This is a genomic window from Limnobacter sp. SAORIC-580, assembly GCF_013004065.1.
GTDB classification, from domain to species: Bacteria; Pseudomonadota; Gammaproteobacteria; order Burkholderiales; family Burkholderiaceae_B; genus Limnobacter; species Limnobacter profundi.
This window is the reverse complement of the sequence record NZ_CP053084.1, coordinates 1,008,240-1,034,495: the sequence shown is the minus strand read 5'-3', so window position 1 is coordinate 1,034,495 and position 26,256 is coordinate 1,008,240. Positions and strand designations below refer to the sequence as shown.

The following is a 26,256-nucleotide window of genomic DNA, read 5'->3' as shown; positions in this document are numbered from 1 at the left end:
ATCCTTTTAGTCGTTCAGGTCGGCGTGCTCAGGCAAGGTGAATGTGAAGCAGGCCCCCTGGCCCAACTCACCCTTGGCGCTGATTTCACCGCCGTGACGTTCAATGATTCGTTTCACAATGGCCAGGCCTACCCCGGTGCCATCGAAATCTTTTTTGTGGTGCAAACGCTCAAACACGTTGAACAGTTTGTCGGCGTACTTCATGTCAAAACCAGCGCCGTTGTCTTGCACACTAAAACTGTAAAAACGACCTGTTTTTTCACAGTCAATGGTGACCTTTGGCTGCGCCGCTTTGCTGCTGAACTTCAGGGCGTTGTCGATCAGATTCATCCACACCTGTTTCAACAACACGGGGTCGGCATACACGGGTGGAAGCTCGCACAACTCCACCACGTTTTTGCGCCGGGCGTCGAGTTGATCCAGAATTTGATCCAGCAGCTGTTGCTGGTCTACTTTGACGCGCGCAACATCGGTGCGCAGCAAACGCGAAAAGTCGAGCAAGCCGTCAATAAGACCGCCCATTTGACGTGCGTTGTTGCTGATTCGATCGAGCAGGCCGCGGGCATCTTCCGGCAGGCTGTCGGCGAAGTCTTCCTTCAGAATGCTGGAAAAACCATCAATGGCGCGAAGGGGCGCACGCAAATCATGCGACACCGTGTAGGTGAAGGCCTCGAGTTCGGAGTTGCTGCGAGTAAGCTCGGCAGTGCGGTCGTTGATGCGCTGCTCGAGCGTGCCGTTCAAGCCCTGCAAATCGTCTTCAAAAACCCGACGCTCTACACACAAACCAAGCAGGCGAATGGCGGTTAAAACGCGCAACACGTCATCATGACCTGTGTTGTTGACACCTTGCTGGGCCACCATGATCCAGTACTCGGGCTGATTGGGCTCAACGGCTTTGCGCAGTGCAAACCACACCGCAGTAATGCCAAGTTCGCTTGCCCAATTGTCTTCAAAATAATGCTCGGGTTTCATTTTGGCGATCCAGACCAAACCATGCTGGTCGTGGCCTTCCAGGGGCTCACAGAGTTGCTCGGCCTTGTCCCAAAATGCCTGCCCTTTTTCAAGTGGCATGCGAAGGTTGGGGTTGGTACCCCGCACACGCCAGTGGTTGTGCTCGGATTTGTCGCGAAAACCCAGTACCACTTCGGCATGCACGGTGAGGCAGTTTTTCAAACCACGCGCATACGATGCCGCCAACTCGGGAATGGGTGCAGAAAGCAACACACCTTGCAACAGCGAACGTTGCAGGGAAAGCAACTGTTCATTCAGGCGTTTCTGCGTGCGATCGGAGGACACGCCCATGTAGCCTACAAAATCGCCGTTGGCGTTGTACAAAGGCCGGCCAGTGGATTCAAAAATAATACGCTCAGAGTTTTGGGGCCAGTACTCAAAGCAAACCCGGTCAAAGGGTTGGTGACTGTCCAGTAGCTCTTTGAAAGTGTCCCAGTTGTAGCGCGGGTCAATACACTTCAAGCCTTCGACGTCCCACCGGGCCAAACCATCAAAAGGCAATTTGAACCCGCTTTTGGCGTTGCTGTTTTGATCTTTGCCGCGGTAGATGATTCGCACAATGGTGTGGGCCGAATCCTGGTGCCAGTACCAATCGCCCGAGAGTTCCATGAGGCGGCGCAACTGGCTTTCAGACTGGATGGACGAGCGGATGATTTCAAGCAGGCCAGACATGAGCTTGTTGCCCATGAACCAGGCACCCAACACGCCAAGCACCAAGGTGAAAAGTACAGTTAAATTCCAGTTGGCGGGATCGGAGGTGGTGGCTGCCATGTAAAAAGCGGTCAAGGCCAGCGGACCAATGCCGGTGAGAATCACCAAAATCAGGGAACGATTGACCCTGGTGCGGGATTGCTCAAAAGTTTTCGGTTTTCCCTGGGCTTTGGGATCAGCCATGTGTGCTTAGTGTTCGCGAAGCTTGGCTTTGAGGCGACTCACCGCCTGGGTGTGCAACTGACACACCCGGGATTCAGTCACGCCAAGGACAGCGGCGATTTCACGGAAGTTTAACTCTTGCTCATAATACAGTCCCATGAGCATTTTTTCACGCTCGGGCAGGTCTTCAATGGCCTGGATCAGGTTTTCCCGAAAACGTTGATCACCCAGCATTTCAAGCGGATTGGCCTCTTCGTCGCCACCTATCTGGCGATCCAGATAACCTTCGCCATCGCCGTCGTCTGCATAGTCGTCGTAAAACACCAGCGATGCACCGCGCGAATCAAACAACATTTCCTGGTATTCGTCCAGACTCACGCCCAAGACTTCAGCAATCTCTTTCTCAGAGGCGGAGCGCCCCAGTTTTTGCTCGGCTTTCAGGGTTGCGGTTTCAATTTTTCGTTGTGCCTGGCGAACGCCGCGCGGCATCCAGTCGGCTGAGCGCAGTTCATCGAGCATGGAGCCACGAATTCGCTGGCTGGCATAGGTTTCAAACTGGGCGCCCTGCCCTTCTTCAAAGCGGGTAATGGCGTCCATCAGGCCGATCAGGCCGGCTTGAATCAGATCATCGATTTGCACCGATGCGGGCAACTTGGCAATGAGGTGATGCGCCAACCTGCGAACCAGAGGGATGTACTGGTCCACCTGCTTTGATTTGTCTAAAGTGCCCTGGGCTGTGTACATGGAGTCTATGCTTCCTGTCTTGTTATTACGCCAGTGCGTGTTCGTCGAAAGAGCAAATGGCCTTTGCGATTCTCCGACCTGCCGCAATCATCTCCCGACCGACCTGGTTCAAGGCTTTGCCCGAGGGCAAGGCTGGCAAATGCCCCGCATACTGCAAGGGATTGACCAGAAAGCTCGAAGTGCTTTCCAGCAAATTTGCGAACACGTGATCGGCTTCATCTGTGCTTCTTACACCCGCAACAATAACACGATGGTGAATATTTTCGTCTACCCCTTTTGAAGAACGAATGGCCTGAAAGGCGCGGGTAACGGATCGGGCGGTGGGTTGCACCACCCAGTACCAGTCGTCTTGCGGGGAAAATGCCTTGGCCAGTTCCACTGCCTCGTAAGGCAAGGTGGCATAAAAGCGGTCACAGCTGACCGGCATGCGGTGAAGCTTGCCCAGCAGGGCCAGGGATTGGGCCGGCTTTTTGGCCAGGGCTTCAAGACCGATTCGGGCCACCACCAGGTATTGGGATTCAGCAAGCTCGATGACCTGGTCTTCCAGATTCAGCTTGCCATTGAAAAATTCGATCAGATCGGTGCGGGCATGCGCAGGCAACAGTTGAGGAAGGCCTGCGGCGGACCCGTCAAACAACACGGTTGAGCGTTCAGAACGTGCCTGCTGCTCCAACACAAAACGGGCCAGGCAGGCTGCGTAATCGCTCCCCATGTCACCAAGAATCGGGTGAATGGTGGCGGCCTTGCGGCCCAACAAGTGTCGAAGTGTTTTGGCTTGATCCATAGGATTCAGTAGACCATGAAACTTTAGATTCCAGTCGCAGAGACTTGGGCCATTTTCCATTTCAATTCCTCGCTCGAGGCCTGAAAAGCCTGGCTGCTGCGCGCGCGCATGGCGCGGTGCACCAACACACGGGGATCGGCCGGGAAAAGATCTTCAGGCACGCGCTGGCCGGTGGCAATGTAGTGCAAGGCCAATTTGTGGCGCATGACAACATCAAGCACTCCGCCAATTTTGATGGCTTCGTCCAGTTTGGAGAGAATGGCTCCATTCAGGCCCGTGCTTTTGTAATGGCGCACCACGTCATCCAGCGTTTCTGGCTGGCTGGTGGCGTTGAGCAGCAACACGCGCTTTACATGGCTGTCGGTCAGAATTTTGGTTTGCTCGGCCACGCGCGAATCGCGTTGCCCCATGCCCACAGTGTCAATCAAAATAAGCCGCTTGCGCTGCATGGTATTGCGCAACTGGGCCAGGTCGGCATGGGTTTGTGCGGTGTACACCTGCACGCCCAGAATTTTGCCGTAAATGCGCAGCTGGTCTTGCGCGCCAATTCTGTAGCTGTCGGTGGTGATCAAGCCCAGCGAGTCGGCACCATACTTCACCACGCAACGCGCGGCCAGTTTGGCGGTGGTGGTGGTTTTGCCCACACCGGTGGGGCCGACCAGGGCGAATGTGCCGCCGGTTTCAACAATGTCTTTGTCGGCTGGCACCACATTCAGGTTCTTCTTGATTACATTCATTACCCAGTCTTGCACCTGGCTGTCGGAAAGATCCGCAGGAAGTTTTTCAACCACTGTGCGTGCAAACAGGGGGGAGAATCCGGATTGGGTGAGCTGGTTCCACAACTCGCCGCGCTGGGGATTTTTCTCCAAGGCATCGCGCCAGGTGATCATGGCCATTTGGTCTTTCAACAACTGGCGCATTTGCTTGATTTCTTCCAGCACTGCAGTTTGCTCGCTGGCCATGGAATCGCTGGCCGCTTGTGAACGCCGCTTGGCCACCTCCGAAATCATGTCATGTTCAGGCAGGGTTTGCGGTATTTGATGCACAGCGGGCGCGCGGTTGATCAGCACGTCACGCTGCGCGGCCACCTGCTGCGCAATTTTCTCCGCAGGTGTAGGCTGACGTGTTGCGTCCTGAGCGGCCAATTGTGTGCGCTCAGCCTTGGTCCACGACAGCGGCGCCGACTGGGCTGCTGGTTTCTCTGTCACAGTGTCCAGGTCTTGCGAGGATGCAGCCAATACCTCAGTGCCCGCAGCAGTTTGCTTGGTGGACAAAATGATTGCATCTTCACCCAGTTCAGCACGCAGCTTTTGCAAGGCCTCTCTTGTGGTGGGGGCTGTGAATTTTTTCAGCTTCATGCTTTCGCTCCTACGACTTGCGCAACGCGGATAGTACGGTTTTCAGGAATTTCACTGTGCGACAACACCCGAAGATTGGGTGCTGCACGCTTTAACAATCGCGCCATGGACAAGCGCAGTGCATCGGGCACCAGCAGCACGGGGCTTTGGCCCAGCTGTTCTTGGCGACCTGCCGCATCGGCAGTTTGACGGGCCAGGTTTTCTGCCAGGTTGGGGTCAATGCCCACCTGGTCTTGCCCTGCCGCGGTGTGCGCATGGGTGATCATTTGTTCCAGCTTGGGTTCCATGACCAGCACATTCAGGTCTTCGGTGGTACCAGCCAGAGCCTGCACAATGGCACGGCCCAAGGCAATGCGCACTGCGGCTGTCAGTTCAAGCGGGTTTTTGGTGCGAACGCCGTTCTCGAGCAAGGTTTCAAAAATGGTGCGCAAGTCGCGAATGTGAACGCTTTCTTCCAGCAGGTTTTGAAGCACTTTCTGAATCACGGCAACATCCAGCAACTTGGGAGTCAGGTCTTCCACCACTTTCGGAGAACTTTTCGCACAGTGGTCCAGTAGCTGTTGGGTTTCGGTTCGGCCCAGCAATTGGGCTGCTGATGTTTGCAAGATATGTGAGAGGTGCGTGGCCACCACAGTGGAAGCATCCACAACGGTGTAACCCGCTGCATTCGCTTTCTCTTTTTGATCATCTGAAATCCACACAGCAGGCAAACCGAATGCCGGGTCGGTGGTTTGCGGGCCTGGCAACTGCATGGTGACGCGGCCGGGGTTGATGGCCAGGTGTTGGTTCGGGAACACTTCACCTTCGCCCATGCACACGCCTTTCAGCAAAATACGGTACACCGAGGGGCGCAGTTCCAGGTTGTCGCGCAAATGCACGGCAGGTGGCAGGAAACCGATTTCCTGTGCAAATTTTTTGCGAATGGCCTTGATGCGTTTGAGCAAATCGCCGTCTTGCTTGTTGTCCACCAAGGCGATCAGTCGGTAACCCACTTCAAGCGCAATGGTGTCGATGGGCACCAGGTCGTCCCAAGTGGCTTCTTGTGCTTCGGTGGTGGCGGCCTTGATCTTGGCCTGGTCGTCAGTGGTGGCCACCACTTTCTGTATGTTGCCTTTCTGGGAAAGGTGATAAGACAAATATCCAAAACCTCCTGCAAGCAACAGGAACACCAGTGTGGGCATACCCGGAATAATGCCCAACAAAGCCATGATGCCAGCGGTAATGCCCACGGCCTGTGGAGATTTCAGCAATTGGCTGGCCAGCTGGGTGCCGATGTCTTGCCCCTGCCCCACGCGTGCCACCACCAAACCTGCGGCAATCGAAATGACCAGTGCGGGTACTTGCGCCACCAGACCATCACCAATGGCCAGCAGCACGTAAGCCGTGCCAGCATCGGCAAAGGTCATGTCGTGCTGCATCACACCCACCGCGAAACCGCCAATGATGTTGATGATCAGAATCATGATGCCGGCCATGGCATCGCCACGCACAAACTTGCTGGCACCGTCCATGGAACCAAAGAACTCCGCTTCCTGACTGACTTCTGCACGCCGCTTGCGGGCTTCGTCTTCAGCGATCAAGCCGGCATTCAAATCCGCATCAATTGCCATTTGCTTGCCGGGCATGGCATCCAATGTGAAACGCGCAGACACTTCAGCAATTCGGCCAGCACCTTTGGTGATTACGACAAAGTTGATCAACATCAAAATGACGAACACCACAATACCAACTGCAAGGTTGCCGCCGACCAAGAAGTGACCAAATGCTTCAATCACTTTGCCTGCGGCATCGGGGCCTTCGTGACCATGCATAAGCACCACACGGGTTGAGGCGACGTTCAGGCTCAAGCGCAACAGGGTGGTTACCAGCAAAATGGTAGGGAATGCAGCAAAGTCGAGCGGACGGGTGGTGTACAAAGCGGCAACCAGCACCATAAGGCTGATTGCAATATTGAAGGTGAAAAACAGATCGAGCGCGAAAGGCGGTACAGGCAAAATCATCATGACCAGGATCAGGATGATGAAGATTGGCGCGCCCAGGGTTTTTACCTTGTCGCCGGCCAGGCCTGCTTTAATGAAGTCCAAAGAGAATGCGGTGGAGGCCACAATTCCGCCCATCAAGTTGTTAACGGTTCAATTATGGAAAACTTTAGGTTTTCTCAACGGTGGAATTGAAGGCGAATTACCGTCTTATTGTGGATTGGGTTCCGATCTCTCGCGGTGCGTTAACTGCCCGATCGGCTTGGGTTCCGATCTCTCGCAGCTTTCTTGGTAGCTCAATCGGCTTGGATTTCGCTCTCTCGCCAGAAAACCTGTTGATCCCTTGCTGAGCCTTGCGATGCCTGAGAACGGCCCTCCTAAACTGCGGGTCGGGTCCGTTCTCTGTCGCCCATGCCGGGCAACACCGGCCCTGCTCGGCACGCAAGGGCAGGTTTTCTTGAAGGCGAGGCGATCGAAACACCGCCGCCGATTGGGCTGTGAAGCCAGCCCCGAGTTGCGTGGTGGAAGAGATTCACCAGTGCCAATTAGGCTTTGAACGCAGCCGCCAGTTGGTCGGTGGCGCAGAGGCGTTGGTCCGTTGGATTGGGAGCTGAACTTGCAATGGGTCGCACGATGACCAGTCAGAAAACTTGCCGGCTTGGCGCGCCGAGACTAACGATCGCGCCCTGGCGCGAAAGCCAAGACCCGACCGTTACTTTTGGAGGGCTTGGCTTAGTGCAGGCTCAAGCCAACAAGCCGAAATGCCAAGTTTTCGGGCAGCGGTGACCCTTCAAGTTTGGCTCCCAAGTCACCCAGCCAGTTCGGAACTAGTAACCCACGCCGAGTGGGCAACACACAGCAGCGGTGGTCCTCAGGCAGCCGGCCCCGGATCCATGCCTTTCGGAATATCCGCCTCTCCAGGCACTTCCACCATGTGGCCTTTGCCTTCCGCAAGTGCATACACATAAGCCAGCAACTTGGCCACTGCCGTGTACAAGGCACCCGGAATTTCCTGCTCAAGCTCAACATTGGAATACAAGGCACGGGCCAGTGGCGGCGCTTCCACCAAAGGCACTTTGTTTTCCTTGGCCACTTCCCGAATTTTCAAGGCCAGCGGGCCGATGCCCTTGGCCACCACGCGGGGCGCACCTTTGCCATCCTTGTCGTATTTCAAGGCAACAGAGTAATGCGTAGGGTTGGTGACAATCACATCGGCGTTAGGTACCGAAGCCATCATGCGGCGGCGTGCTGCTTCACGCTGCATGCTTTTGATCTTGCCTTTCAGGTGGGGGTCGCCTTCCGACTCTTTCGATTCTCGCTTGAGTTCTTCCAGGTTCATGCGCAAACCTTTGTAGTAGCGCCACAGCTGATAAGGCACATCAATCGACACAATCAACAGGAATGCAATCGCAAGAATAAGCGCGTCCTTGATGGTAATTCGCGCAGTCTCGGCCATGCCATGTTCAAGCGGCATGGCTGACAACTGAGTGAACTCACCCAGATCCTGCATCAGGAGCAGATAGCCCACGCCGCCCAACACCACTGTTTTCAAAATGGCTTTGACGAGCTCGGCCAAACCGTTGACCGAGAATATGTTTTTCAAACCCTTGATCGGGTTCAGCTTTGAAAGCTTGGGCTCAAGCGGTTTGGTGGACCAGTTAAAACCACCCACTGCAATGTTGGAAACAATCGCAGCCACCACCACCACAAGAAAAAGGGGAATGAGAATGAACAGGCTTTCCTGCAACATGGACACCCATTTCAAACCCATGTGTTTGGTGTCAAAAGCCTGCGCGCGGTCTAGCACCAAACCCTGGCGCATCAGCTTTTCACTTTGGCTGACCAGTTCGCCCCCCATGGTGTAAAGCAAGCCAACACCAGCGAGCAGCACCACGCCTCCGCCCAGCTCTCTGGAACGGGGAAGGTTGCCTTCTTCTCGCGCTTTACGGATCTTCTGTTCCGACGCGGGTAAGTCTTTTTCCTGATCGGTTTCTTCTGCCAAAGCAGCACCTGCGGTGTTGGAATGTTCTTATTATGAAAAGGATACACGCAATTCAAAACCCCGATTTGAAGAGGTAACATGGGATTCTTCTGTATTCACATTCAAATCCATGCATTACGACCCCACCGAAGCTCTGGAGCGAATCGACAACGACACTGGCCTGTTGATCATGTTGATCGAAGTATTTGTCAAAGAATGCCCAAGCTACATTGGAAAGCTACAAACTGCACGCGACAGGCAGGATCTGAACGCCTTGGGTGACGCTGCGCACAACATCAAAGGTGCAAGCGCCGCGATCGGTTTTGAGGAGTGCCGCAATTTGGCAGAAGAACTGGAGGTGGCTTGCAGGCAATCCGGGGTAAAAAGTATTGCGTACTTCGAGAACAGCACCGCAAAACTGATTACCGTATTGAACGCCTGCGAAGCAACCTTGAAAGACTGGGCAAAAAAAAACCGCGCCTGAGCGCGGTGAGAAACGGACCCCTATCCGTTTTTTGAAATGCTGGTACTTAATCCTTGATCAACAACTCGGGGCTGAAGCCCAAGCGCAGGCCACCCCAGTGGCGCCCGTTGATTTCGATGGGCAGTGACAAGTCATTCAACACTTCACCGGTGTCACGCCGATAAGTTTGCAACAACCAGGGCGACAGGTTTTGCGCTGCACGCAAACCCACCGGGTCGCTGAACATGCGTTTGTCTCGGCTTTCCACCAAGTCTTTTTTCAGGTCGCCGGTCAAGGGGCGTGAATACTTGCTGTTGTGCGTTGGGGCATAACCTTTTCTATCCACGCACAAGGAGAACACCGAGCCGGGCACATTGGCCACCAACTGATCGTAGGCATTTTGCAGTGGACGCTCCACAGCTTTGTCGTAGCGGGTGCTGTATTTTTGCGGATTGGAATTGGGCACAGCTTTGTAAGCTTCATCAAAAATATCATGGCCATTGTCCAGGGCCTCGATCAATACATTCTTGCATTGCTCGCGTGCCAATATGGCTTGCTCGATGATTTGCTCGTAGGCACCCTTGCCAATTTTGAATCGGGCTACCAGCTCTTTGATTCGATCTGTGGCTGCCGCAAGTTCTGAACTTGATTTCTCGGACTCGCTGGTTTGATTGATTACCGACTGGGCAGTTTCGCGAATTTCAGAAGCCTTGCCAGACACTTCCATATTGATCTGTTTGACCGATTGAACTTGCTGGGTCACGTCGTTGATCTGGGTGCTCATTTCCTCAAAACTGTGGACCATGCCAGAGAATTTGGCCGATGAGGTGCTCACCGTTTGCTGACCTTTCAAAATGCTTTGATTGATTTCGCGCGTCTCTTGCTGGGTGTCGCCAACCAAGCGAAGCATGGACGAAATATTGCCCCGAATTTCACCAGTGGCTGACTTCACACGCTCGGCCAGGCCACGCACTTCATCGGCAACCACCGCAAATCCACGCCCCTGTTCACCAGCGCGAGCTGCCTCAATTGCAGCATTCAAAGCCAGCAAATTGGTTTGATCTGAAATGTCATTGATCAGCTTGACGATGTTTTCAATGCCTTTGCCCGTTTCGGCCAGTTTCTCAACGGTGTGCCCGAAACTGTTCAAACTGCCCGAGGCTGCGTTCATTTCGTCGGCCACAGTGAGCAGTTCACGGTAAGAGGAGTTCACCGTTTCAAGATGTTCTTCGGTGGCACGCGACAGGTAGTTTGCGCTATTGGCTACATTCTCCATGGCGCTTGATGCCTGGTCAGCCGCTTGGAAAATTTCGGAAGTGATATTGCCTTGCTTGTCAGCGGTGCGGCTGGCGTCTTTCAAGCTGCCGGAAACACGCACCGATTCCATGGAAACCTGCGCAGTCATTCGGCGAATTTCGTGAATCAGGTCACGCAGGCGCACCATGAAGGCATTGTAGTTTTCTGCAAGGCCACGCAATTCGTCTTCAGTTACCGTAGGCAGGTTCACTGACAAATCACCCTCGCCGTTGGCCAGTTGATCCATGCGCTCGCTGAGCAAACGTACGGGGCGCACGATTAAGTGGCGCAGGTATACAAAAGCACCAGCGCAGGCAAGCAAGGTAAACCCAAGGGAAATACTGAGAATGAGGCGAAAGTCGCCCATTTGTTCGGGGGCCAGCTTGCCCATCGCCCAGCTGTAAATGACCAGGTAACCGATCAATACAACAGCTGCAATACCGGCCACATTGCCAAACAGTTTTCGACTGAGTGTGTAGAAAAAACTTTTTTCAATCGAGCGGTACAGTGAATTCATCAGGTCAACTCCTTGCCCCTGACTTGTTTCGTCAGGTGTGTGTGAATGTCATTGGCATCTTGTGCCGATGATTCAATTATCGAAGCAAATGGAGTTAACCATACGGGTTATAAAACCCTGAAAAACACCTTAGTTCTACTTACAGCTTTCCTTCAATCAACTCGCGAAGTTCAAGTACCAGCACCAGCAAGCCTTCACCTGACAAGGTGGCACCAGCCACACCCTTGGGTTTTACCCCATCCAACGGTTTGATCATCACTTCGTCCTGGCCCACCAGCGAATCAACCGCCAAAATACACGCCTTGTTGCCGCTGATTGTGAGCACACCCACCTTCGGAGTCGGTGCACTTTCGCGACCAATTAAAGTGGCCAGGTCAAGCAATGGAATCACCTCACCGCGCACCACCATGGTGGGCTTGCCACCCACGTATTGCACCTTGTCTTCTTCGATCGGAATGATCTCCCGAACACAGGACAAAGGCAGGGAATAAATTTGCTCTTCAAGCTTCAGCATCAACACGGGCAAAATTGCCAATGTCAGCGGCAGCAAAATGGTGATGGTAGAACCATGGCCTGGCTCGGATTGAATTTCAATGCGACCGTTCAAACGCTGAATATTGGTTTTCACCACATCCATGCCTACGCCGCGGCCTGAAATATCCGAAATTTGATCTTTGGTTGAAAAACCGGGCAAGAAAATCAGCTGCAGGCTTTCCTGTACGCTCAATTGCCCTGCTTCCTCGGCAGAAATCAAACCTTTTTCAACTGCCTTCTCACGAATGATTTCCGGGCGCATGCCACGACCATCGTCCTGAATTTCAATCACGATGTGATCGCCGGTCTGACGGGCAGAAAGATTCACAATCCCTTTGGGATTCTTGCCACAAGCTGTGCGGTCTGCGATGGTTTCAATGCCGTGGTCAACAGCATTGCGCACCAAGTGAATCAAGGGGTCGTTCAACTCTTCGAGAATGGATTTGTCCACCTCGGTTTCTGCACCTTCAATCACCAGTTCAACGTCTTTACCCAACTGGCGTGAAACATCACGGGCCAGGCGACTGTACTTCTGGAATACACGACCCACTGGCTGCATGCGCGCCTTCATCACGGCCGATTGCAAGTCAGAGACCAGCATGTCGAGCTGCCCGACCACCGTGTCGAGCGACTTGATCAACTCTTCATTGCTGGCACCGGATGCAAAAGCCTGAAACAAACAATTCAACCGGTTTTTGGTCAAACCGATTTCACCACTGAGGTTCAGGATTTGGTCAAAACGTGCTGTGTCCACGCGAATGGTGTTTTCTTTTTGTACGGCTGCTGCAGGCTGAGCTGCTTTTGCTTTGGGTGGTGGCGCCTTGGGGCGAACTGCTGCGGCTGCCTGCCTTGCAATCGCCTCAGTGGCCATGCCTGTGCTTAGTGCAGCCTGTTCGAGCTCACGGGGTGGTACACCCACCACAGCTTCATACAAACCGGCCCAATCCAGATCATCCTCTGAAATTTGTGCGAGTTCATTCAATGTTTTGGCTTGGCTTTGCGCGGGAGCTTCAGAAACCACTGGAACGACTGGTGCTGCAGCCGGGGCGACAGTGCGCCCTTCAATTGCGGCATCCAGCGCCTCGAGCAATTCTTGAGGTGCTGCGCCTGGCTGGTGGCCATTGCGCATTTCACCAAACATGCGGTGCACCTCGCCAGTGGCGGCCATGATGGAGTCCATCATTTCAGCATCCAGAACAAGCTTCTTGGAACGCAACAGGTCAAACAGGTTTTCTGTTTTGTGGCACAACTCCACCAGGTGTGTTGCTTCCAGAAAACCGGCACCACCCTTGATGGTGTGGAAACCGCGGAAAACAGTGGCCAACAAATCGGCGTCTTCCGGGCTTTGCTCCAGTTCGACCAGCTTGCTGTCCACGTCCTCCAACAAGTCGCCTGCCTCGGTCAAGAAGTCCTGTAGCAGTTCGACATCACTGAATGCGCTCATTTGTATTCTCCCACGTCAGCCCGGCTGTTGGTGTTGTTAGAAGCCGAGGCTTTCCAGCAGGTCATCGACCTGGCTTTGATTGCTGCACACATCGGCACGACCTTCGGCATTGATGGCCGGACCATTGAGGAATGTTTCTTCAACCTGCTTGCGCTGGTCGGGTGGCGTGGTGTCGAGCAACAGCTGAACCAGTTGTTCTTCCAGGCCCTGCGCCATATTGCCGATGCGGTTAACAACCTGACCAGTGAGGTCATGGAAGTCTTGCGCCATCATGATGTCGGTGAGGTGCCCTCCCAACTGACCACTGCACTGGCTGATCTCTTTCATGAATTCGCGATTTTCACGGGCGTGCGACTTGAACTCTTCAAGACTCATCTCGTTGTTGTAGAGGCGATCCCACTGTCTGTCCAGTTGTGCAGCACGGGCTGAAACATCGTCATTCAGTTTTTGAGAGGCCTCCACCGCCGCCAGCACTTTTTCGGCCGCTTTACCAGTCAGGTCGGCAATGTAGTTCAAGCGTGCACGCGCATCGGGCAAGGCATTCACCGCATGCTCAACGCTTTTGTCGTAACCCAGTTCACGCAAGGCATCGTGCAGTTTGCGGGTTAAAGAACCTACGCGGCGAAACACATCATGTGGTTCTTCGTCGGCTGGGCTGGAATTCACTGGTGCTTGAGCATCGGGTGCGACAGACGGCGATGCCTGTGGGGCGGCAGCAGGTGCATCATCCCAAACACGTTGTTCTGCGATTTCATCAAACAACGCTTCCAAATCGTCGTTGTCACCACTTTTCAGATTATCTGGGCTCATCGTTGCGACCTCTCCATTTCTGATTCTTCGTTATTAGACAGACATCTTCGCGACGATCTTGCCCAGCTTTTCTTCAAGGGTTGCCTTGGTAAAAGGCTTGACGATGTAACCATTGGCACCCATTTGAGCTGCGGTCACGATGTCCTCTTTCTTGGCTTCTGCGGTCACCAACAACACAGGCAAATGCTTGAGTTCAGCATCGGCACGAATGTTTTGCAGCAACTCAAAGCCGTTCATATTGGGCATGTTCAAATCGCTGACAACAAAGTTGAAATTGCCGGCTTTCAGCTTGGCCAGAGCCACTGCACCGTCTTCCGCTTCATCGGCGTTGTTGTAGCCAATTTCCTTCAACAGGTTGCGAACAATTCGACGCATGGTCGAGAAGTCGTCAACAATCAGGATTCTTAAATCTTCGGGGTTCATGCTTGCTCCTTACGCTGGGTGAAGCATTGAGGTAACCATCTGCGCCAACTCTTCAGGATGGAACTTGCCCACATAGGCGTCCACACCAACTTGCTGACCCAACTTTTTGTTTGCCACAGACGACAGTGAGGAATGCATCACGACAGGAATGCCCTTGAAGCGAACATCTTCCTTGATGTGACGTGTCAACACGTAGCCATCCATTTCTGGCATTTCGGCATCCACCAGGATGAGAGATACAACATCCCGAATGTCTTTGTTTTCCTGCTCGGCACGACTGGCAATGTTGCGCAGTTTTTCCCAAGCCTCGCGACCGTTGATGGCGCTTTGGTAAGGCAGGTGAAGCTTCTCCAGCACCTCAGTAATTTTCTTGCGAGCCATGTTCGAATCGTCTGCAAAGAACACGGGGTATGGATGGTCGGGTCGCATGCTGTCCATATTGGGCACATCGCCCTCACCAATTACTTCACCCAGAATTTGCTCAACATCGAGAATGGAAACCAGTTTGCCATCGGGCAGTTCTGTCAGGGCAGTGATCATTGCACTTTGCGACTGACCAATGCTTTGGGGCGATTTCACCTGCTCCCAGTCCACGCGCACAATGCGGTCTACGTCTTGCACCAGGAAGGCCTGGGTGTGTGAAGAAAACTCGGTGATGATCAGCTTGGTGCGCGCTTCACCATTGCCCATGCGCAGGCACTGTGCCAAGTCAATCACCGGCAAAATACTGCCGCGCAGTGAAATGATGCCTTCCACGCCAGCAGGCATGTTGGGGGTTCGCGTGATGGGCAAGGTTTCACACACTTCGCGGACCTTGAACACGTTAATACCGAACACCTCGGTGGAACCCAACGAGAAAAGCAGCAACTCCATTTTGTTGGAGCCTGCAAGTCTTGCCTTCTCGTCAATCATGTTCATCAAGCGATAATCGTTTTGCATCATGTTGCTCCTGACAATTGGTCTGTTTCTTTCAATTCGTACTTGGCCCGTTTTTTGGAAACGGCAAGCCTTCAACTTTGGGTACGGGTGGCAGCTCAATCAAGCCTGGGTCTTGTCCATCATCCAGATTGGCCAGCGCCCGCACTGCTTCTTCTGCGCGTTTGTTCATCACCACAATCGCAATTCTTCGGTTCACTGCGGCGTAGGGGTCTTTTTCATCCAGCGACACCGAGGAGGCCAAACCCACCACCCGCAATATTTTCTGGTCTGGCATTCCTGCCGTGTACATTTCCCGACGACTGGCGTTGGCCCGGTCTGCCGACAATTCCCAGTTGCTGTACCCCTTATTGCCAGCCGCATAAGGCGTTGCATCGGTGTGGCCTGACAAGGTCAGCTTGTTGGGCACTTGGTTCAACAACTTGGTTAAATTGCGCAAAATGTCTTTCATGTAATCTTTCAACACAGCACTGCCAGAATCAAACATGGGGCGATTTCGCTCATCCACAATTTGAATTCGTAAACCTTCAGGCGTAATGTCCAGCATGATTTGATTTTTAAACTGTTTCATCAAATCTGATGCGTCGATTAGGCCCTCTATTTCCCCCTTTAATTCAAGCAAGCGCTTGGACTCTGCCCGCTCGAGCGCCTCTGCCGTGGCATCGGAGGTACTGCTGTTGGTCGCCTTGTCGGTACTTCCGCTTTTGATTTGCCCCACGGAGCGCGACAAATCAGTACCACCTGCGTCTATTACACTCGTTGCGGTACCGGATCCGGGACCCCCAACCAGTGCCACCTTCAATGGTGAGTTGAAGTAATCAGAGATGCCTTTCAGGTCACCTTCCGAGGTAGAACCCAACAGCCACATCAATAGAAAAAAAGCCATCATGGCAGTCACGAAGTCGGCGTACGCAATTTTCCAGGCGCCGCCATGGTGACCATGGCCACCTTTCTTGATCTTCTTGACTACGATGATTGGACGTTCTTCGTCAGACTTCGCCATGGTGCTTGTTTGCCTTTATTTGCCTTTGGTGCTCTTCACGTGCTCTTCCAGTTCAATGAACGTTGGACGCTCTGTGGAATAAAGAACCTTTCGGCCAAACTCAACAGCCAGTGCGGGTGAGTAACCATTCAGGCTTGCCAGCAAAGTGGTTTTCACACACTCGAATGGCTTGGATGACTCTGAAATTTTGTGGTTGATAATGCTGGCCAAAGGGCCCACAAAACCGTAGGCCAGCAAAATGCCCAGAAAAGTACCCACCAGGGCAGCAGCAATCATCACGCCCAGTTCGGCGTTACTGACCTGCCCCACTGAGCCCATCACGTGTACCACACCCATCACCGCAGCCACGATACCGAATGCCGGCAAACCGTCGGCCATTTGCTGAACGGCAGATTGGGGGGTGTGTGCTTCCTGGTGGTGGGTTTCAAGCTCGCCATCCATCAGGTTTTCAATTTCCATGGGGTTCAGGTTGCCACTGACCATCAAGCGAAGGTAATCGGTCAGGAATTCAACAATGTGATGATCGGCCAATACCTCGGGATACTTCTGAAACAAGGGGCTTTGCTCAGGTTCTTCCACATCGCCCTCAATCGACATCAAACCTTCTTTGCGCACTTTGGTCAGGATTTCGTACATCAAGGCCATCAAAGACATGTAAAAAGCCTTGGTGATTGCGCTGGGTTTGAATGCACCACCCAAAGCCTTGCCTGTCGCTTTCAAAATGCTTGGCGTGTTACTGACAATGAATGCACCCAAGGCACCACCGCCAATGATCAAAATTTCAACAGGCTGCCACAGCGTTACCAGGTGCCCCCCCATGAAGGCGAAACCGCCCAACACGGAGAAAATCACGATCACGAATCCGATTGCTACTAACATGGGTTGAAGTTCTCTGTCGATGAATGGTTTTTCTGTATAGGTATTGTCGGCAGAATTTGTAAAATCTTTTGTCCGAATAAAGTGGCTTTTCTGGGTGATTTCAAGGCATGGCCAGGATTTCACAATCCTTGGTGATAGCCATTTTTGAGGGGGGTTCAATAAAAATGACCAGCAACAATGGCTGGTCATTCGGGAGTGAGAAACCCCCACTGCAGACCCGGAAGAGACAGAGGGTGGGAGGATGCAACCGGACCTTTTGGTGCAGCGGGGGTAAACGAAAAGCCCTTCTCCCTGGGCTTTGCAAACTGAATACTTAAGCTTCGATACTTGCTTCTTCGTTGAAGAAACGGTCTGCTGCCGACTGACGGGTTTTACCCGCACGAGATGGCATGTGGCACAGGCCGCATACGTAGTCATTCACCAATTCATAGGTGTGCACCACAAAACGGCCTTCGCAGTCTTTGCACTCCGTGGTGGTCAACATGCCTGCATCAAAAAACTTCACCAAGCGCCATGCGCGAGTCAGCGACAGCACTTCGGGCAAACCCAACTGGGTAATTTGCTCCAGGTACATTCTGTAGGCTTTGATGATGGCTTCAATGTCTTCAATGTCTGTGCTCTTGATCAGCGTTTGATAGATATTGATAAACAGGGAAGAGTGAATATTGGGCTGCCAGGTCATGAACCAGTCGGTTGAAAAAGGCAGCATGCCTTTGGGGGGCGACTTGTGTTTGAGTTCTTTGTACAGCTTCAACAAACGTTCACGAGACAACTGTGTTTCGGACTCGAGAACCTGCAAGCGCGCATCCAGGCGAATCAGCTGGGTGGCCAATTGAATTTGTGCTGCTTCGTCGATGATTGATTTAACTTTAGCCATGATTTTTTTGACCCCTGTCTGATGTCAATGTTGGATGCCTGAGTTTTTCTTGTTACATCCTGAGTAGATACCGTGTCTTTGATTAAGCAGCAGCGTTCACTGCCTTGCCAGACATGATGATTGCTGCATGCATACCGGAAACACTGCGGTCTTTGGTGTGACTGGTCAGCAAGTTCCAAACCACTTCGTCGTCGAAACGGAAACGACACATCAGCATGTTGCTTGAGGCAATACGCAGCACTTGCGCGGTGGTCAGCTGGTCGATCAACTCGGCCACTTCGTCGGAAATGCCCAAACGGAAGGTTGCTTCGGCGCGGTCTTCGCGAATCAGTTGCTGAGCCAGCAACAAATAAGACAGGTTGGTTTCGCGAATTTCATCTAGTAGACGGGTACTTTTCATTTGAACATCCTCCAATTCAATCTCTGTTGTACTGCATCCTCAATTTGCGCCGCTTTCTTGATCGCAGCGACAATTCCCTCATACGTATCTTCGGCTTCTCGCCAAACAACCTGAATCATCCAACTTCCATTCATTGAGTCACCGAGCTGGAATTCAACATGTAGGGAACTGCCTTACATGGACACACTGTCGCTCAATAGGCCCGATGGAAGAATCACAGTTTGGGGGGATCCCCCCATTCGATTGACCCCCACTTCGTGCTGCCCCTTGCGGCGGGGGCCCCAATTGTTAAGCGTCTACTGAAGATAACGGACACCTTTATCGGAAACTTGAGGGTAGCGGCCGCATTCTTTTCCAGAAAAAGTCGCCCTATTACGACAGCGAGTCAGCGAACTTGAGGGCGTAAAAACAATATTTTTTATTTGCAGATGAAAGCCTAAAGTTTCATTTCCTGGCATCGATAACAGGTCATAAGGCGGCGCACAAGATGACGCAGCCAGCTTGAATCAACAAATTGCTTGGAGAATTATCATGTTAGGAATCAACACCAACGTAGCCTCACTGACCGCCCAGAAAAACCTCTCAGGCTCTGGCATGGGTTTGAACAACTCGATCGCTCGCCTGTCCTCCGGACTGCGTGTGAACAGCGCCAAAGACGACGCAGCAGGCCTGGCCATTGCCGAGCGCATGCAAGCGCAAATTCGCGGCTTTGATGTGGCGGGGCGCAACGCCAACGACGGTATCTCTTTGTTGCAAGTGGCCGACGGCGCCATGGGCAAGATCAGCGACAACCTGCAGCGTATGCGTGAGTTGGCTGTTCAAGCCAAAAACGGCACCTTGAACCCCACCGACCGTGTGAACCTGAACCGTGAGTACACGGAACTGGCCAACGAGGTGGACCGTATCGTGACTGGCAGCACATTCAACGGCAACAACCTGTTTGATGCCGCCAACCAAACATTAAGCTTCCAGGTGGGCACCGGCAACGCCGTTTCCGACACCCTGGAGCTGAACCTGACTGACGATGGCTTGAGCACGGGCAACGACCTGACCACCATCATGACCAACGGTGCAGCCGACATTCAGACCAACCTGGGCGCCATTACCGATGTGGCCAACGCCACCACGGCCATCGACACTCTGGATGCCTCGATCGACGCCATCACCGGTATTCGTGCTGTGGTGGGTGCGGGCCAAAGCCGACTGGAGCAAGTGGCAGCTTTTGCCGATGTATCGAGCACCAACCTGCAGGCCGCACGCGGACGAATCATGGACGCTGACTTTGCCAAGGAAACGGCCAACCTGACTCGCTCGCAGATCCTGCAGCAGGCCGGCACCGCCATGCTCGCCCAGGCCAACCAGTTGCCCAACAACGTACTGAGCCTGTTGCAGTAATGAACGATTGAAGTGACCAATAGATGAGTAATTAATGTAGTACTTGATGTAGTGCGTGTAGACCAAGCAGCAGCCTGCTGATCTGATTCCTGATGGCCGGTTGTTTTAGAGGGGGTGGGTTCCACCCACCCCTCCTTTTTTCTTGCGTCTGTACAAAACCAGAGTGGATTATCTTTTTCTTGATTAAACAGGAAAAAGATAATCCTCTTTTTTTATTACAAATTAATAATTATTTAAAAAATATTTCTACAAAACCCTAAATATTAAAAACCGAAAGTCGATATACAATCATCGGTGAATAATTTACCGAGACGATACAGAAGAAAATCACTTCTGATTAATTTGTCTAGATCTTTTCGGAGTAATTACCATGCTAGGAATTAATACAAACGCCCCTTCACTTGGCGCACAAATGAACCTCAGCAAGTCTGCTGGTTCCCTTGAAACTTCAATCGCCCGTCTGTCTTCTGGCCTGCGTGTTAACAGCGCCAAAGACGATGCAGCTGGCCTGGCCATTGCAGAACGGATGACCGCACAAATTCGCGGCTTCGACGTGGCAGCTCGCAATGCAAACGACGGTATTTCACTGTTGCAAGTGGCCGACGGCGCACTGGGCAAAATTACCGACAACTTGCAGCGTATGCGTGAATTGGGCGTTCAGGCCAAAAACGGTACCTTGAACGACACCGACCGCGTGAACCTGAACCGTGAATTCACCGAACTGGCCAACGAAGTGGGCCGTGTTGCAACAGGCACCACATTCAACGACAACAACGTGTTCTCCGCTGCACAAAAATCCGTAGAACTGCAGATTGGCTCCGGCAACGCGGCTTCCGACACCCTGGCTGTGAACCTGACTGATGATGGTTTGGCTGCCGGTAACGACCTGCAAACCACCCTGGGTGGCGCAACACAAGCTGCAATCGTGACCGCCTTCGGTGGAGTCGATACAGCTGCCAACGCTGAAACCGCAATCGATACCATCGACACCGCGATCGATGACATCACCAACCTGCGCGCTACTGTGGGTGCTGGCTTGAGCCGACTGGAACAAGTGGTCGGTTCTCTTGAAACCACCAGCAGCAACTTGAGTTCTGCACGTGGCCGAATCATGGATGCTGACTTCGCCAAGGAAACTGCGAACCTCACCCGTTCACAGATTCTGCAACAGGCCGGTACCGCCATGTTGGCCCAGGCCAACCAGTTGCCCAACAACGTGTTGAGCTTGCTGCGTTAATGTAAGGTTTACTCCGAGCGACCCCTGGTTTGAAAGTGCAAGCAGGAATACACACTGGATAATCAGGGGAAGTTTCGAGAGGCTGCGAATTACGGCAGCAAAAATTAAAACTTTAGGGTTCTAAAAAATTCTCTTGAGAAAGTGAATTTTTTTGCATTTTTTTCTAAAGTTCTTGTTTTTCCAAGCGTTAATGAATCATAAGGCAGCGCACAAGATGACGCAGCCAGCTTGAATCAACAAATTGCTTGGAGAATTAAAATGCTAGGAATCAACACCAACGTAGCTTCACTGACCGCCCAGAAAAACCTCTCAGGCTCTGGCATGGGTTTGAACAACTCGATCGCTCGCCTGTCCTCCGGACTGCGTGTGAACAGCGCCAAAGACGACGCAGCAGGCCTGGCCATTGCCGAGCGCATGCAAGCGCAAATTCGCGGCTTTGATGTGGCGGGGCGCAACGCCAACGACGGTATCTCTTTGTTGCAAGTGGCCGACGGCGCCATGGGCAAGATCAGCGACAACCTGCAGCGTATGCGTGAGTTGGCTGTTCAAGCCAAAAACGGCACCTTGAACCCCACCGACCGTGTGAACCTGAACCGTGAGTACACGGAACTGGCCAACGAGGTGGACCGTATCGTGACTGGCAGCACATTCAACGGCAACAACCTGTTTGATGCCGCCAACCAAACATTAAGCTTCCAGGTGGGCACCGGCAACGCCGTTTCCGACACCCTGGAGCTGAACCTGACTGACGATGGCTTGAGCACGGGCAACGACCTGACCACCATCATGACCAACGGTGCAGCCGACATTCAGACCAACCTGGGCGCCATTACCGATGTGGCCAACGCCACCACGGCCATCGACACTCTGGATGCCTCGATCGACGCCATCACCGGTATTCGTGCTGTGGTGGGTGCGGGCCAAAGCCGACTGGAGCAAGTGGCAGCTTTTGCCGATGTATCGAGCACCAACCTGCAGGCCGCACGCGGACGAATCATGGACGCTGACTTTGCCAAGGAAACGGCCAACCTGACTCGCTCGCAGATCCTGCAGCAGGCCGGCACCGCCATGCTCGCCCAGGCCAACCAGTTGCCCAACAACGTACTGAGCCTGTTGCAGTAATGATGTAAAACAATCGTTCAGAACAGAAAATTGAAGATTATCCTCCCTTCGGGGTGGATAATCTTTTTGCATTTTCTGGACCATTAAAATTGATTTAAATTATTTAATTAATTCACTTAAGTTTGACTAAAAACCTCCGTTAAACGAATTGTCAGTAAAAGAAACTGTACAAGGGTTAAATAACCCAAAGCGACATAACCCTTCACACAGGTCATGTCAATTTAAACCGCTAGGAGGTCCTAAATGTTAGGCATCAATACAAACGCCCCTTCACTGGGTGCACAAAACAACCTGAGCCGCTCTGCCGGTTCCCTTGAAACTTCGATCGCTCGCCTGTCTTCTGGCTTGCGTGTTAACAGCTCGAAAGACGATGCAGCTGGCCTGGCCATTGCAGAACGGATGACCGCACAAATTCGCGGCTTCGACGTGGCAGCTCGCAATGCAAACGACGGTATTTCACTGTTGCAAGTGGCCGACGGCGCACTGGGCAAAATTACCGACAACTTGCAGCGTATGCGTGAATTGGGTGTTCAGGCCAAAAACGGCACCTTGAACGACACCGACCGCTTGAACCTGAACCGTGAATTCACCGAACTGGCCAACGAAGTGGGCCGTGTTGCAACAGGCACCACATTCAACGACAACAACGTGTTCTCCGCTGCACAGAAGTCAGTGGAACTGCAGATCGGTTCTGGCAACGACGCAGCCGATACATTGAACGTGAACTTGACTGACGACGGCCTGGCTGCCGGTAACGACCTGCAAACCACCCTGGGTGGCGCAACACAAGCTGCAATCGTGACCGCCTTCGGTGGAGTCGATACAGCTGCCAACGCTGAAACCGCAATCGATACCATCGACACCGCGATTGACGACATCACCAACCTGCGCGCTACTGTGGGTGCTGGCTTGAGCCGACTGGAACAAGTGGTCGGTTCTCTTGAAACCACCAGCAGCAACTTGAGTTCTGCACGTGGCCGAATCATGGATGCCGACTTCGCCAAGGAAACTGCGAACCTCACCCGTTCACAGATTCTGCAACAGGCCGGTACCGCCATGTTGGCCCAGGCCAACCAGCTGCCCAACAACGTGTTGAGCTTGCTGCGTTAATTCAGACCTGGTCTGAACCCTGACAAGAATTTGCCAAAAGCAGGTTCGAATCAAACAAAAAGCCCGGTGAATCAAGCTCACCGGGCTTTTTAACGCTAAAGAAAACCCCTAAACCTGCCGTTAATCAAGACATGGGGGCTTGTCTTGCCCGCTTAGAATTCGGAAGGTGGCGAAAATGAACATTTCAAACATGGCTGATTATGCAACTGCCCTGCAAAAACCGCAGGATGCCAGCAACACAAAACCCGCACCCGGTGTGGTAGCGAGGCCTTTGCTGGGCGAAAAAGCCGAACTGAGCGTGAGTGAAGTACTTGAGGTGGTTCAGAAAGCGAATGCCGCATTGACGAGCAACCAGTCGAATTTGAAGTTTCTGGTCGACACCGACAACGGCAAGCCGATTGTTCAAATCGTGGACCGGGAAACCCAGGAAGTGTTGAAACAAATTCCATCGGTTGAAATGCTGAAAATCGCAAAAGCCATCGAGAAAATGCAAGGCGTTCTAATGTCTCGCGAGGCCTAGAACGCAACAAGGGGAATAAATCATGGTAGGAATCTCATCTGCAGGCATTGGTTCAGGACTGGACATTGAGGGCATCATCAGCTCCTTGATGGCGGCTGAACGCATCCCACTGACCAAGGTGAGTCAGGAACGCACAGCGATCAACACCAAGATTTCGATTTACGGCATTATCAAAAATTCGTTTGCAGACCTGAAAGCTGCCGCGGACAAACTCAGCAGCTTGAACAACCTGAATCCCTTGAAGGCCACATCAAGCGACGAAAAAATTGTATCAGCCAGCGCCAGTGCAGCCGGCGCAAAAGGCAGCTACAGCATTGAGGTCAGCCAGCTGGCCAAGGCCCAAAGTGTAGCTGCGCAAGGCGTAGCCACCGCAGACACCACCGTGGGCACAGGCAGCCTGACGATCACCTTGGGCAGCTACGATTCCGGCACCAACACCTTCACCAACAATGCTGACAAAACCCCAGTCACGATCAACATTGGCACAGGGCAACAAACACTGGACGGCATCAAACAGGCCATCAATGATTCAGATGCCGGCGTTACTGCATCTATTGTGAACGACGGAGCAGGCTCGCGCCTGGTGCTGACCAGCAAGGAAACCGGTGCAGTCAACGGTTTCAAGCTCGAAGTAACCGATGCCGATGGCAACAACACCGACACCACCGGGCTTTCCCGATTGGCTTATGATCCCACCGCTGCGGTGGGTGCCGGCAAAAATGCCGACACCCTGCAAGTGGCACAAAACGCCAACTTCACCATCAATAATTTGCCAGTGAGCAAAGCCAGCAACACCGTGACAGACGCAGTGGCTGGTCTGACGCTGAACCTGAAAGCGCAGACCACATCGCCTGTCAATCTGGAAGTGGGCCTGGACGACACCGCATTGAAGACCACACTGGACGGGTTTGTGACTGCGTACAACAAAATACGCGGCAACCTGAAAGACCAGCAACAGAAAGACGCCACCCTGTCACGTGAAACCACACCGTCCACCCTTGAACGGGGACTTCGCAATATTCTGCGCGAACAGGTCGCCCAATACGGCATCGGTTTGAGCGATATTGGCTTGAGTTTTGACAAAGACGGCGTGTTGTCACTGAACAAAACCAAGCTGGACACCGCAGTCGCAGCCGACCCTTCCATTCTCGAGAAGGTTTTTGCCAACACAGCAACCACCACCGATGCGCGCGTGAAGTATCTGGGTGCCAACAACATGACCCAAGAGGGTACTTTTGCGGTCAATGTGAGCACCGCTTACGATGGCAGCAATACTATCGCCGGCACCATCAACGGTGTGGCAGGCACAGGAGTGGGCAATACCTTAACGGGTGCCACAGGCGATCCCAGCGAGGGCCTGCAGTTTTCGGTGGTTCAGGGAGCCAGTGGCAATATGGGCACGATCACCTTCAGCAAAGGCCTGGCCGAGCGACTGAGCGACTGGATCGGCAGCCTGACTGATGAAGGCGGAACGCTGGTGTCGAGAACCGACGGACTGACCAGCAGAAAATCTCGTCTGGACGACCAGGAAGACAGGCTCAACCTGCGACTGGAGCAGGTTGAAAAGCGATACCGCGCCCAATTCTCCGCGCTGGACTCCATGCTGGCCAGCATGCAGCAGACCAGCTCCTATTTGAGCCAACAGCTTGCCGCTCTGGCTCAACAACGGTAAGCGCAGAACTGTGCCCTAAAACCCCTGTTTTTAGTCAGATCAAACAGGGGGAACAAGCCCTACTATTTGTTTAAGACAAATCACCAAGTGAACGCACCATGATGTACGGCGCAAAAGCATACGCACAAGTAGGACTGGAAACAGGCATCAACAGTGCCTCACCCCACGGCCTCATTGTGATGCTTTACGAAGGGGCCATCGAGGCCATTCGCAAGGCCAAAATTTACCTTGAAATGCAAAACATCGAGATGAAAACAAAATCGGTGGACAAGGCCCTGCGCATCATCAAAGACGGCCTTACCGCCTCACTCGACGTGAACGCTGGCGGTGCACTGGCTCAGCAACTGCTTTCCCTGTACGACTACATTGGCAAAGAACTGATTTTGGCCAACGCCCAAAACAATCCGGAACGCATGGACACCTGCATCGATTTGCTGGATGACCTGCGTACTGCCTGGCTGGAAATCGGCCAGACCGCCACCAAATCATAACAACGACTTAGGACCGCTCTCGACCATGATCTTCGCGACAGACAACAACGGTGCAATCATGAAGCTGTACGCCGCCATAGCGAATCAAAGCCAAGTAATGCTTGATTCGGCCAAGGCTGGCAATTGGGATGAGTTGTGTGCTGCTGAAGAACAGTGCTCAAGGCTGATCCACGAGCTCCAGGCCATCAAGGAAGCACAACAAACCGAATTGAATGAAAAGGAACGCAGTCAGCATATCGGCTATTTGAAAAAGATTCTGGCCGACGATGCTGCCATTCGTGACATCACCGAACCCCGCCTTAAGCAGTTGGAAGAATTTCTTCGCGCAGCCAACAACTCGCAGAAACTCAGCAACTCTTACGGATCCAACTAAGCCATTGCGCTAAAGCAACGGGTG

At 53.0% G+C, this 26,256-nt stretch carries 24 protein-coding genes; 9 read left to right on the top strand and 15 right to left on the bottom strand.

Going from position 1 to position 26,256, the window contains the following annotated elements; translation table 11 throughout:
- Nucleotides 1-6 precede the first annotated feature (6 nt).
- The 6 genes from HKT17_RS04895 to flhB form a co-directional block, all read right to left on the bottom strand.
- The gene (locus tag HKT17_RS04895) at nucleotides 7-1,905 is read right to left on the bottom strand and encodes a PAS domain-containing sensor histidine kinase (protein WP_171098269.1); all 1,899 of its coding nucleotides are present in this window, start codon (nucleotides 1,903-1,905) and stop codon (nucleotides 7-9) included.
- A 6-nt stretch (nucleotides 1,906-1,911) separates the two neighbouring features.
- Entirely contained in the window at nucleotides 1,912-2,628 is a 717-nt protein-coding gene (locus HKT17_RS04890; RefSeq protein ID WP_291741561.1) for an RNA polymerase sigma factor FliA, read from the bottom strand.
- A 25-nt stretch (nucleotides 2,629-2,653) separates the two neighbouring features.
- Nucleotides 2,654-3,412 carry a hypothetical protein gene (locus tag HKT17_RS04885; protein ID WP_105028605.1) on the bottom strand — a complete coding sequence of 253 codons (759 nt, stop codon included), beginning with the start codon at nucleotides 3,410-3,412 and terminating at the stop codon, nucleotides 2,654-2,656.
- Nucleotides 3,413-3,435: 23 nt separating this feature from the next.
- Nucleotides 3,436-4,770: a flagellar biosynthesis GTPase FlhF gene (gene flhF / locus HKT17_RS04880; RefSeq protein WP_105028604.1), complete on the bottom strand. Its 1,335-nt coding sequence runs from the start codon at nucleotides 4,768-4,770 to the stop codon at nucleotides 3,436-3,438.
- Nucleotides 4,767-6,887, bottom strand: a complete 2,121-nt coding sequence (flhA, locus tag HKT17_RS04875) for a flagellar biosynthesis protein FlhA (RefSeq protein WP_171098268.1) — start codon at nucleotides 6,885-6,887, stop codon at nucleotides 4,767-4,769. Before flhA ends, flhF begins: the two co-directional genes overlap by 4 nt.
- A gap of 733 nt (nucleotides 6,888-7,620) precedes the next feature.
- Nucleotides 7,621-8,751 (bottom strand): flagellar biosynthesis protein FlhB, encoded by a 1,131-nt coding sequence (flhB, locus tag HKT17_RS04870; protein ID WP_171098266.1) that lies wholly within the window; start codon nucleotides 8,749-8,751, stop codon nucleotides 7,621-7,623.
- 109 nt (nucleotides 8,752-8,860) lie between these two features.
- On the opposite strand from flhB, the gene HKT17_RS04865 reads away from it, so the two are divergent.
- The gene (locus HKT17_RS04865) at nucleotides 8,861-9,214 is read left to right on the top strand and encodes an Hpt domain-containing protein (RefSeq protein ID WP_171098264.1); all 354 of its coding nucleotides are present in this window, start codon (nucleotides 8,861-8,863) and stop codon (nucleotides 9,212-9,214) included.
- Nucleotides 9,215-9,260: 46 nt separating this feature from the next.
- On the opposite strand, the gene HKT17_RS04860 is transcribed toward HKT17_RS04865, so the two are convergent.
- The 9 genes from HKT17_RS04860 to flhD all read right to left on the bottom strand — a co-directional run bounded on the left by HKT17_RS04860 (nucleotide 9,261) and on the right by flhD (nucleotide 18,312).
- On the bottom strand, nucleotides 9,261-11,006 hold the full coding sequence (locus HKT17_RS04860) for a methyl-accepting chemotaxis protein (protein ID WP_171098262.1): 1,746 nt from the start codon (nucleotides 11,004-11,006) through the stop codon (nucleotides 9,261-9,263).
- Nucleotides 11,007-11,145: 139 nt separating this feature from the next.
- A complete protein-coding gene (locus tag HKT17_RS04855; protein ID WP_171098260.1) occupies nucleotides 11,146-12,984 on the bottom strand; it encodes a chemotaxis protein CheA in 1,839 nt (612 codons plus the stop codon).
- Between the two features lie 36 nt (nucleotides 12,985-13,020).
- Nucleotides 13,021-13,794: a protein phosphatase CheZ gene (locus HKT17_RS04850; protein WP_171098258.1), complete on the bottom strand. Its 774-nt coding sequence runs from the start codon at nucleotides 13,792-13,794 to the stop codon at nucleotides 13,021-13,023.
- Between the two features lie 33 nt (nucleotides 13,795-13,827).
- Nucleotides 13,828-14,217 carry a chemotaxis response regulator CheY gene (cheY, locus tag HKT17_RS04845; protein ID WP_105028596.1) on the bottom strand — a complete coding sequence of 130 codons (390 nt, stop codon included), beginning with the start codon at nucleotides 14,215-14,217 and terminating at the stop codon, nucleotides 13,828-13,830.
- Between the two features lie 9 nt (nucleotides 14,218-14,226).
- A complete protein-coding gene (locus tag HKT17_RS04840) occupies nucleotides 14,227-15,159 on the bottom strand; it encodes a chemotaxis protein (protein WP_008253131.1) in 933 nt (310 codons plus the stop codon).
- 28 nt (nucleotides 15,160-15,187) lie between these two features.
- Nucleotides 15,188-16,156: a flagellar motor protein MotB gene (gene motB / locus HKT17_RS04835; protein ID WP_171098255.1), complete on the bottom strand. Its 969-nt coding sequence runs from the start codon at nucleotides 16,154-16,156 to the stop codon at nucleotides 15,188-15,190.
- Between the two features lie 15 nt (nucleotides 16,157-16,171).
- Nucleotides 16,172-17,035, bottom strand: a complete 864-nt coding sequence (gene motA / locus HKT17_RS04830) for a flagellar motor stator protein MotA (RefSeq protein WP_105029823.1) — start codon at nucleotides 17,033-17,035, stop codon at nucleotides 16,172-16,174.
- A 313-nt stretch (nucleotides 17,036-17,348) separates the two neighbouring features.
- The gene (gene flhC, locus HKT17_RS04825; protein ID WP_105028593.1) at nucleotides 17,349-17,912 is read right to left on the bottom strand and encodes a flagellar transcriptional regulator FlhC; all 564 of its coding nucleotides are present in this window, start codon (nucleotides 17,910-17,912) and stop codon (nucleotides 17,349-17,351) included.
- An 82-nt stretch (nucleotides 17,913-17,994) separates the two neighbouring features.
- Nucleotides 17,995-18,312: a flagellar transcriptional regulator FlhD gene (gene flhD, locus HKT17_RS04820; protein ID WP_008253127.1), complete on the bottom strand. Its 318-nt coding sequence runs from the start codon at nucleotides 18,310-18,312 to the stop codon at nucleotides 17,995-17,997.
- Between the two features lie 531 nt (nucleotides 18,313-18,843).
- On the opposite strand from flhD, the gene HKT17_RS04815 reads away from it, so the two are divergent.
- The 8 genes from HKT17_RS04815 to HKT17_RS04780 all read left to right on the top strand — a co-directional run bounded on the left by HKT17_RS04815 (nucleotide 18,844) and on the right by HKT17_RS04780 (nucleotide 26,232).
- Nucleotides 18,844-19,707 carry a flagellin N-terminal helical domain-containing protein gene (locus HKT17_RS04815; protein WP_008253010.1) on the top strand — a complete coding sequence of 288 codons (864 nt, stop codon included), beginning with the start codon at nucleotides 18,844-18,846 and terminating at the stop codon, nucleotides 19,705-19,707.
- 370 nt (nucleotides 19,708-20,077) lie between these two features.
- A complete protein-coding gene (locus HKT17_RS04810; RefSeq protein WP_008252527.1) occupies nucleotides 20,078-20,944 on the top strand; it encodes a flagellin N-terminal helical domain-containing protein in 867 nt (288 codons plus the stop codon).
- Nucleotides 20,945-21,202: 258 nt separating this feature from the next.
- On the top strand, nucleotides 21,203-22,066 hold the full coding sequence (locus HKT17_RS04805) for a flagellin N-terminal helical domain-containing protein (RefSeq protein WP_008253010.1): 864 nt from the start codon (nucleotides 21,203-21,205) through the stop codon (nucleotides 22,064-22,066).
- Nucleotides 22,067-22,309: 243 nt separating this feature from the next.
- Complete coding sequence (locus HKT17_RS04800; RefSeq protein WP_008252525.1) at nucleotides 22,310-23,176, top strand: flagellin N-terminal helical domain-containing protein; 867 nt, start codon at nucleotides 22,310-22,312, stop codon at nucleotides 23,174-23,176.
- Nucleotides 23,177-23,351: 175 nt separating this feature from the next.
- A complete protein-coding gene (locus tag HKT17_RS04795; RefSeq protein ID WP_171098253.1) occupies nucleotides 23,352-23,696 on the top strand; it encodes a flagellar protein FlaG in 345 nt (114 codons plus the stop codon).
- 22 nt (nucleotides 23,697-23,718) lie between these two features.
- Nucleotides 23,719-25,368 (top strand): flagellar filament capping protein FliD, encoded by a 1,650-nt coding sequence (fliD, locus tag HKT17_RS04790; RefSeq protein WP_008252523.1) that lies wholly within the window; start codon nucleotides 23,719-23,721, stop codon nucleotides 25,366-25,368.
- A gap of 98 nt (nucleotides 25,369-25,466) precedes the next feature.
- A complete protein-coding gene (gene fliS / locus HKT17_RS04785) occupies nucleotides 25,467-25,859 on the top strand; it encodes a flagellar export chaperone FliS (protein WP_171098251.1) in 393 nt (130 codons plus the stop codon).
- Nucleotides 25,860-25,884: 25 nt separating this feature from the next.
- Nucleotides 25,885-26,232 carry a flagellar protein FliT gene (locus HKT17_RS04780; protein ID WP_008252519.1) on the top strand — a complete coding sequence of 116 codons (348 nt, stop codon included), beginning with the start codon at nucleotides 25,885-25,887 and terminating at the stop codon, nucleotides 26,230-26,232.
- Nucleotides 26,233-26,256 lie beyond the last annotated feature (24 nt).

What these genes read in the sequence shown, in the direction of transcription:
- HKT17_RS04810 (WP_008252527.1), top strand. Translation starts at nt 20,078, where the DNA reads ATGCTAGGAATTAATACAAACGCCCCTTCACTTGGCGCACAAATGAAC.
- HKT17_RS04850 (WP_171098258.1), bottom strand. Translation starts at nt 13,794, where the DNA reads ATGAGCCCAGATAATCTGAAAAGTGGTGACAACGACGATTTGGAAGCG.
- HKT17_RS04885 (WP_105028605.1), bottom strand. Translation starts at nt 3,412, where the DNA reads ATGGATCAAGCCAAAACACTTCGACACTTGTTGGGCCGCAAGGCCGCC.
- HKT17_RS04840 (WP_008253131.1), bottom strand. Translation starts at nt 15,159, where the DNA reads ATGATGCAAAACGATTATCGCTTGATGAACATGATTGACGAGAAGGCA.
- motA (WP_105029823.1), bottom strand. Translation starts at nt 17,035, where the DNA reads ATGTTAGTAGCAATCGGATTCGTGATCGTGATTTTCTCCGTGTTGGGC.
- HKT17_RS04800 (WP_008252525.1), top strand. Translation starts at nt 22,310, where the DNA reads ATGTTAGGCATCAATACAAACGCCCCTTCACTGGGTGCACAAAACAAC.
- HKT17_RS04865 (WP_171098264.1), top strand. Translation starts at nt 8,861, where the DNA reads ATGCATTACGACCCCACCGAAGCTCTGGAGCGAATCGACAACGACACT.
- flhC (WP_105028593.1), bottom strand. Translation starts at nt 17,912, where the DNA reads ATGGCTAAAGTTAAATCAATCATCGACGAAGCAGCACAAATTCAATTG.
- HKT17_RS04805 (WP_008253010.1), top strand. Translation starts at nt 21,203, where the DNA reads ATGCTAGGAATCAACACCAACGTAGCTTCACTGACCGCCCAGAAAAAC.
- HKT17_RS04895 (WP_171098269.1), bottom strand. Translation starts at nt 1,905, where the DNA reads ATGGCTGATCCCAAAGCCCAGGGAAAACCGAAAACTTTTGAGCAATCC.
- HKT17_RS04815 (WP_008253010.1), top strand. Translation starts at nt 18,844, where the DNA reads ATGTTAGGAATCAACACCAACGTAGCCTCACTGACCGCCCAGAAAAAC.
- motB (WP_171098255.1), bottom strand. Translation starts at nt 16,156, where the DNA reads ATGGCGAAGTCTGACGAAGAACGTCCAATCATCGTAGTCAAGAAGATC.
- HKT17_RS04855 (WP_171098260.1), bottom strand. Translation starts at nt 12,984, where the DNA reads ATGAGCGCATTCAGTGATGTCGAACTGCTACAGGACTTCTTGACCGAG.
- flhF (WP_105028604.1), bottom strand. Translation starts at nt 4,770, where the DNA reads ATGAAGCTGAAAAAATTCACAGCCCCCACCACAAGAGAGGCCTTGCAA.
- fliD (WP_008252523.1), top strand. Translation starts at nt 23,719, where the DNA reads ATGGTAGGAATCTCATCTGCAGGCATTGGTTCAGGACTGGACATTGAG.
- flhA (WP_171098268.1), bottom strand. Translation starts at nt 6,887, where the DNA reads ATGGGCGGAATTGTGGCCTCCACCGCATTCTCTTTGGACTTCATTAAA.
- HKT17_RS04795 (WP_171098253.1), top strand. Translation starts at nt 23,352, where the DNA reads ATGAACATTTCAAACATGGCTGATTATGCAACTGCCCTGCAAAAACCG.
- flhD (WP_008253127.1), bottom strand. Translation starts at nt 18,312, where the DNA reads ATGAAAAGTACCCGTCTACTAGATGAAATTCGCGAAACCAACCTGTCT.
- HKT17_RS04890 (WP_291741561.1), bottom strand. Translation starts at nt 2,628, where the DNA reads ATGTACACAGCCCAGGGCACTTTAGACAAATCAAAGCAGGTGGACCAG.
- cheY (WP_105028596.1), bottom strand. Translation starts at nt 14,217, where the DNA reads ATGAACCCCGAAGATTTAAGAATCCTGATTGTTGACGACTTCTCGACC.
- fliS (WP_171098251.1), top strand. Translation starts at nt 25,467, where the DNA reads ATGATGTACGGCGCAAAAGCATACGCACAAGTAGGACTGGAAACAGGC.
- HKT17_RS04780 (WP_008252519.1), top strand. Translation starts at nt 25,885, where the DNA reads ATGATCTTCGCGACAGACAACAACGGTGCAATCATGAAGCTGTACGCC.
- HKT17_RS04860 (WP_171098262.1), bottom strand. Translation starts at nt 11,006, where the DNA reads ATGAATTCACTGTACCGCTCGATTGAAAAAAGTTTTTTCTACACACTC.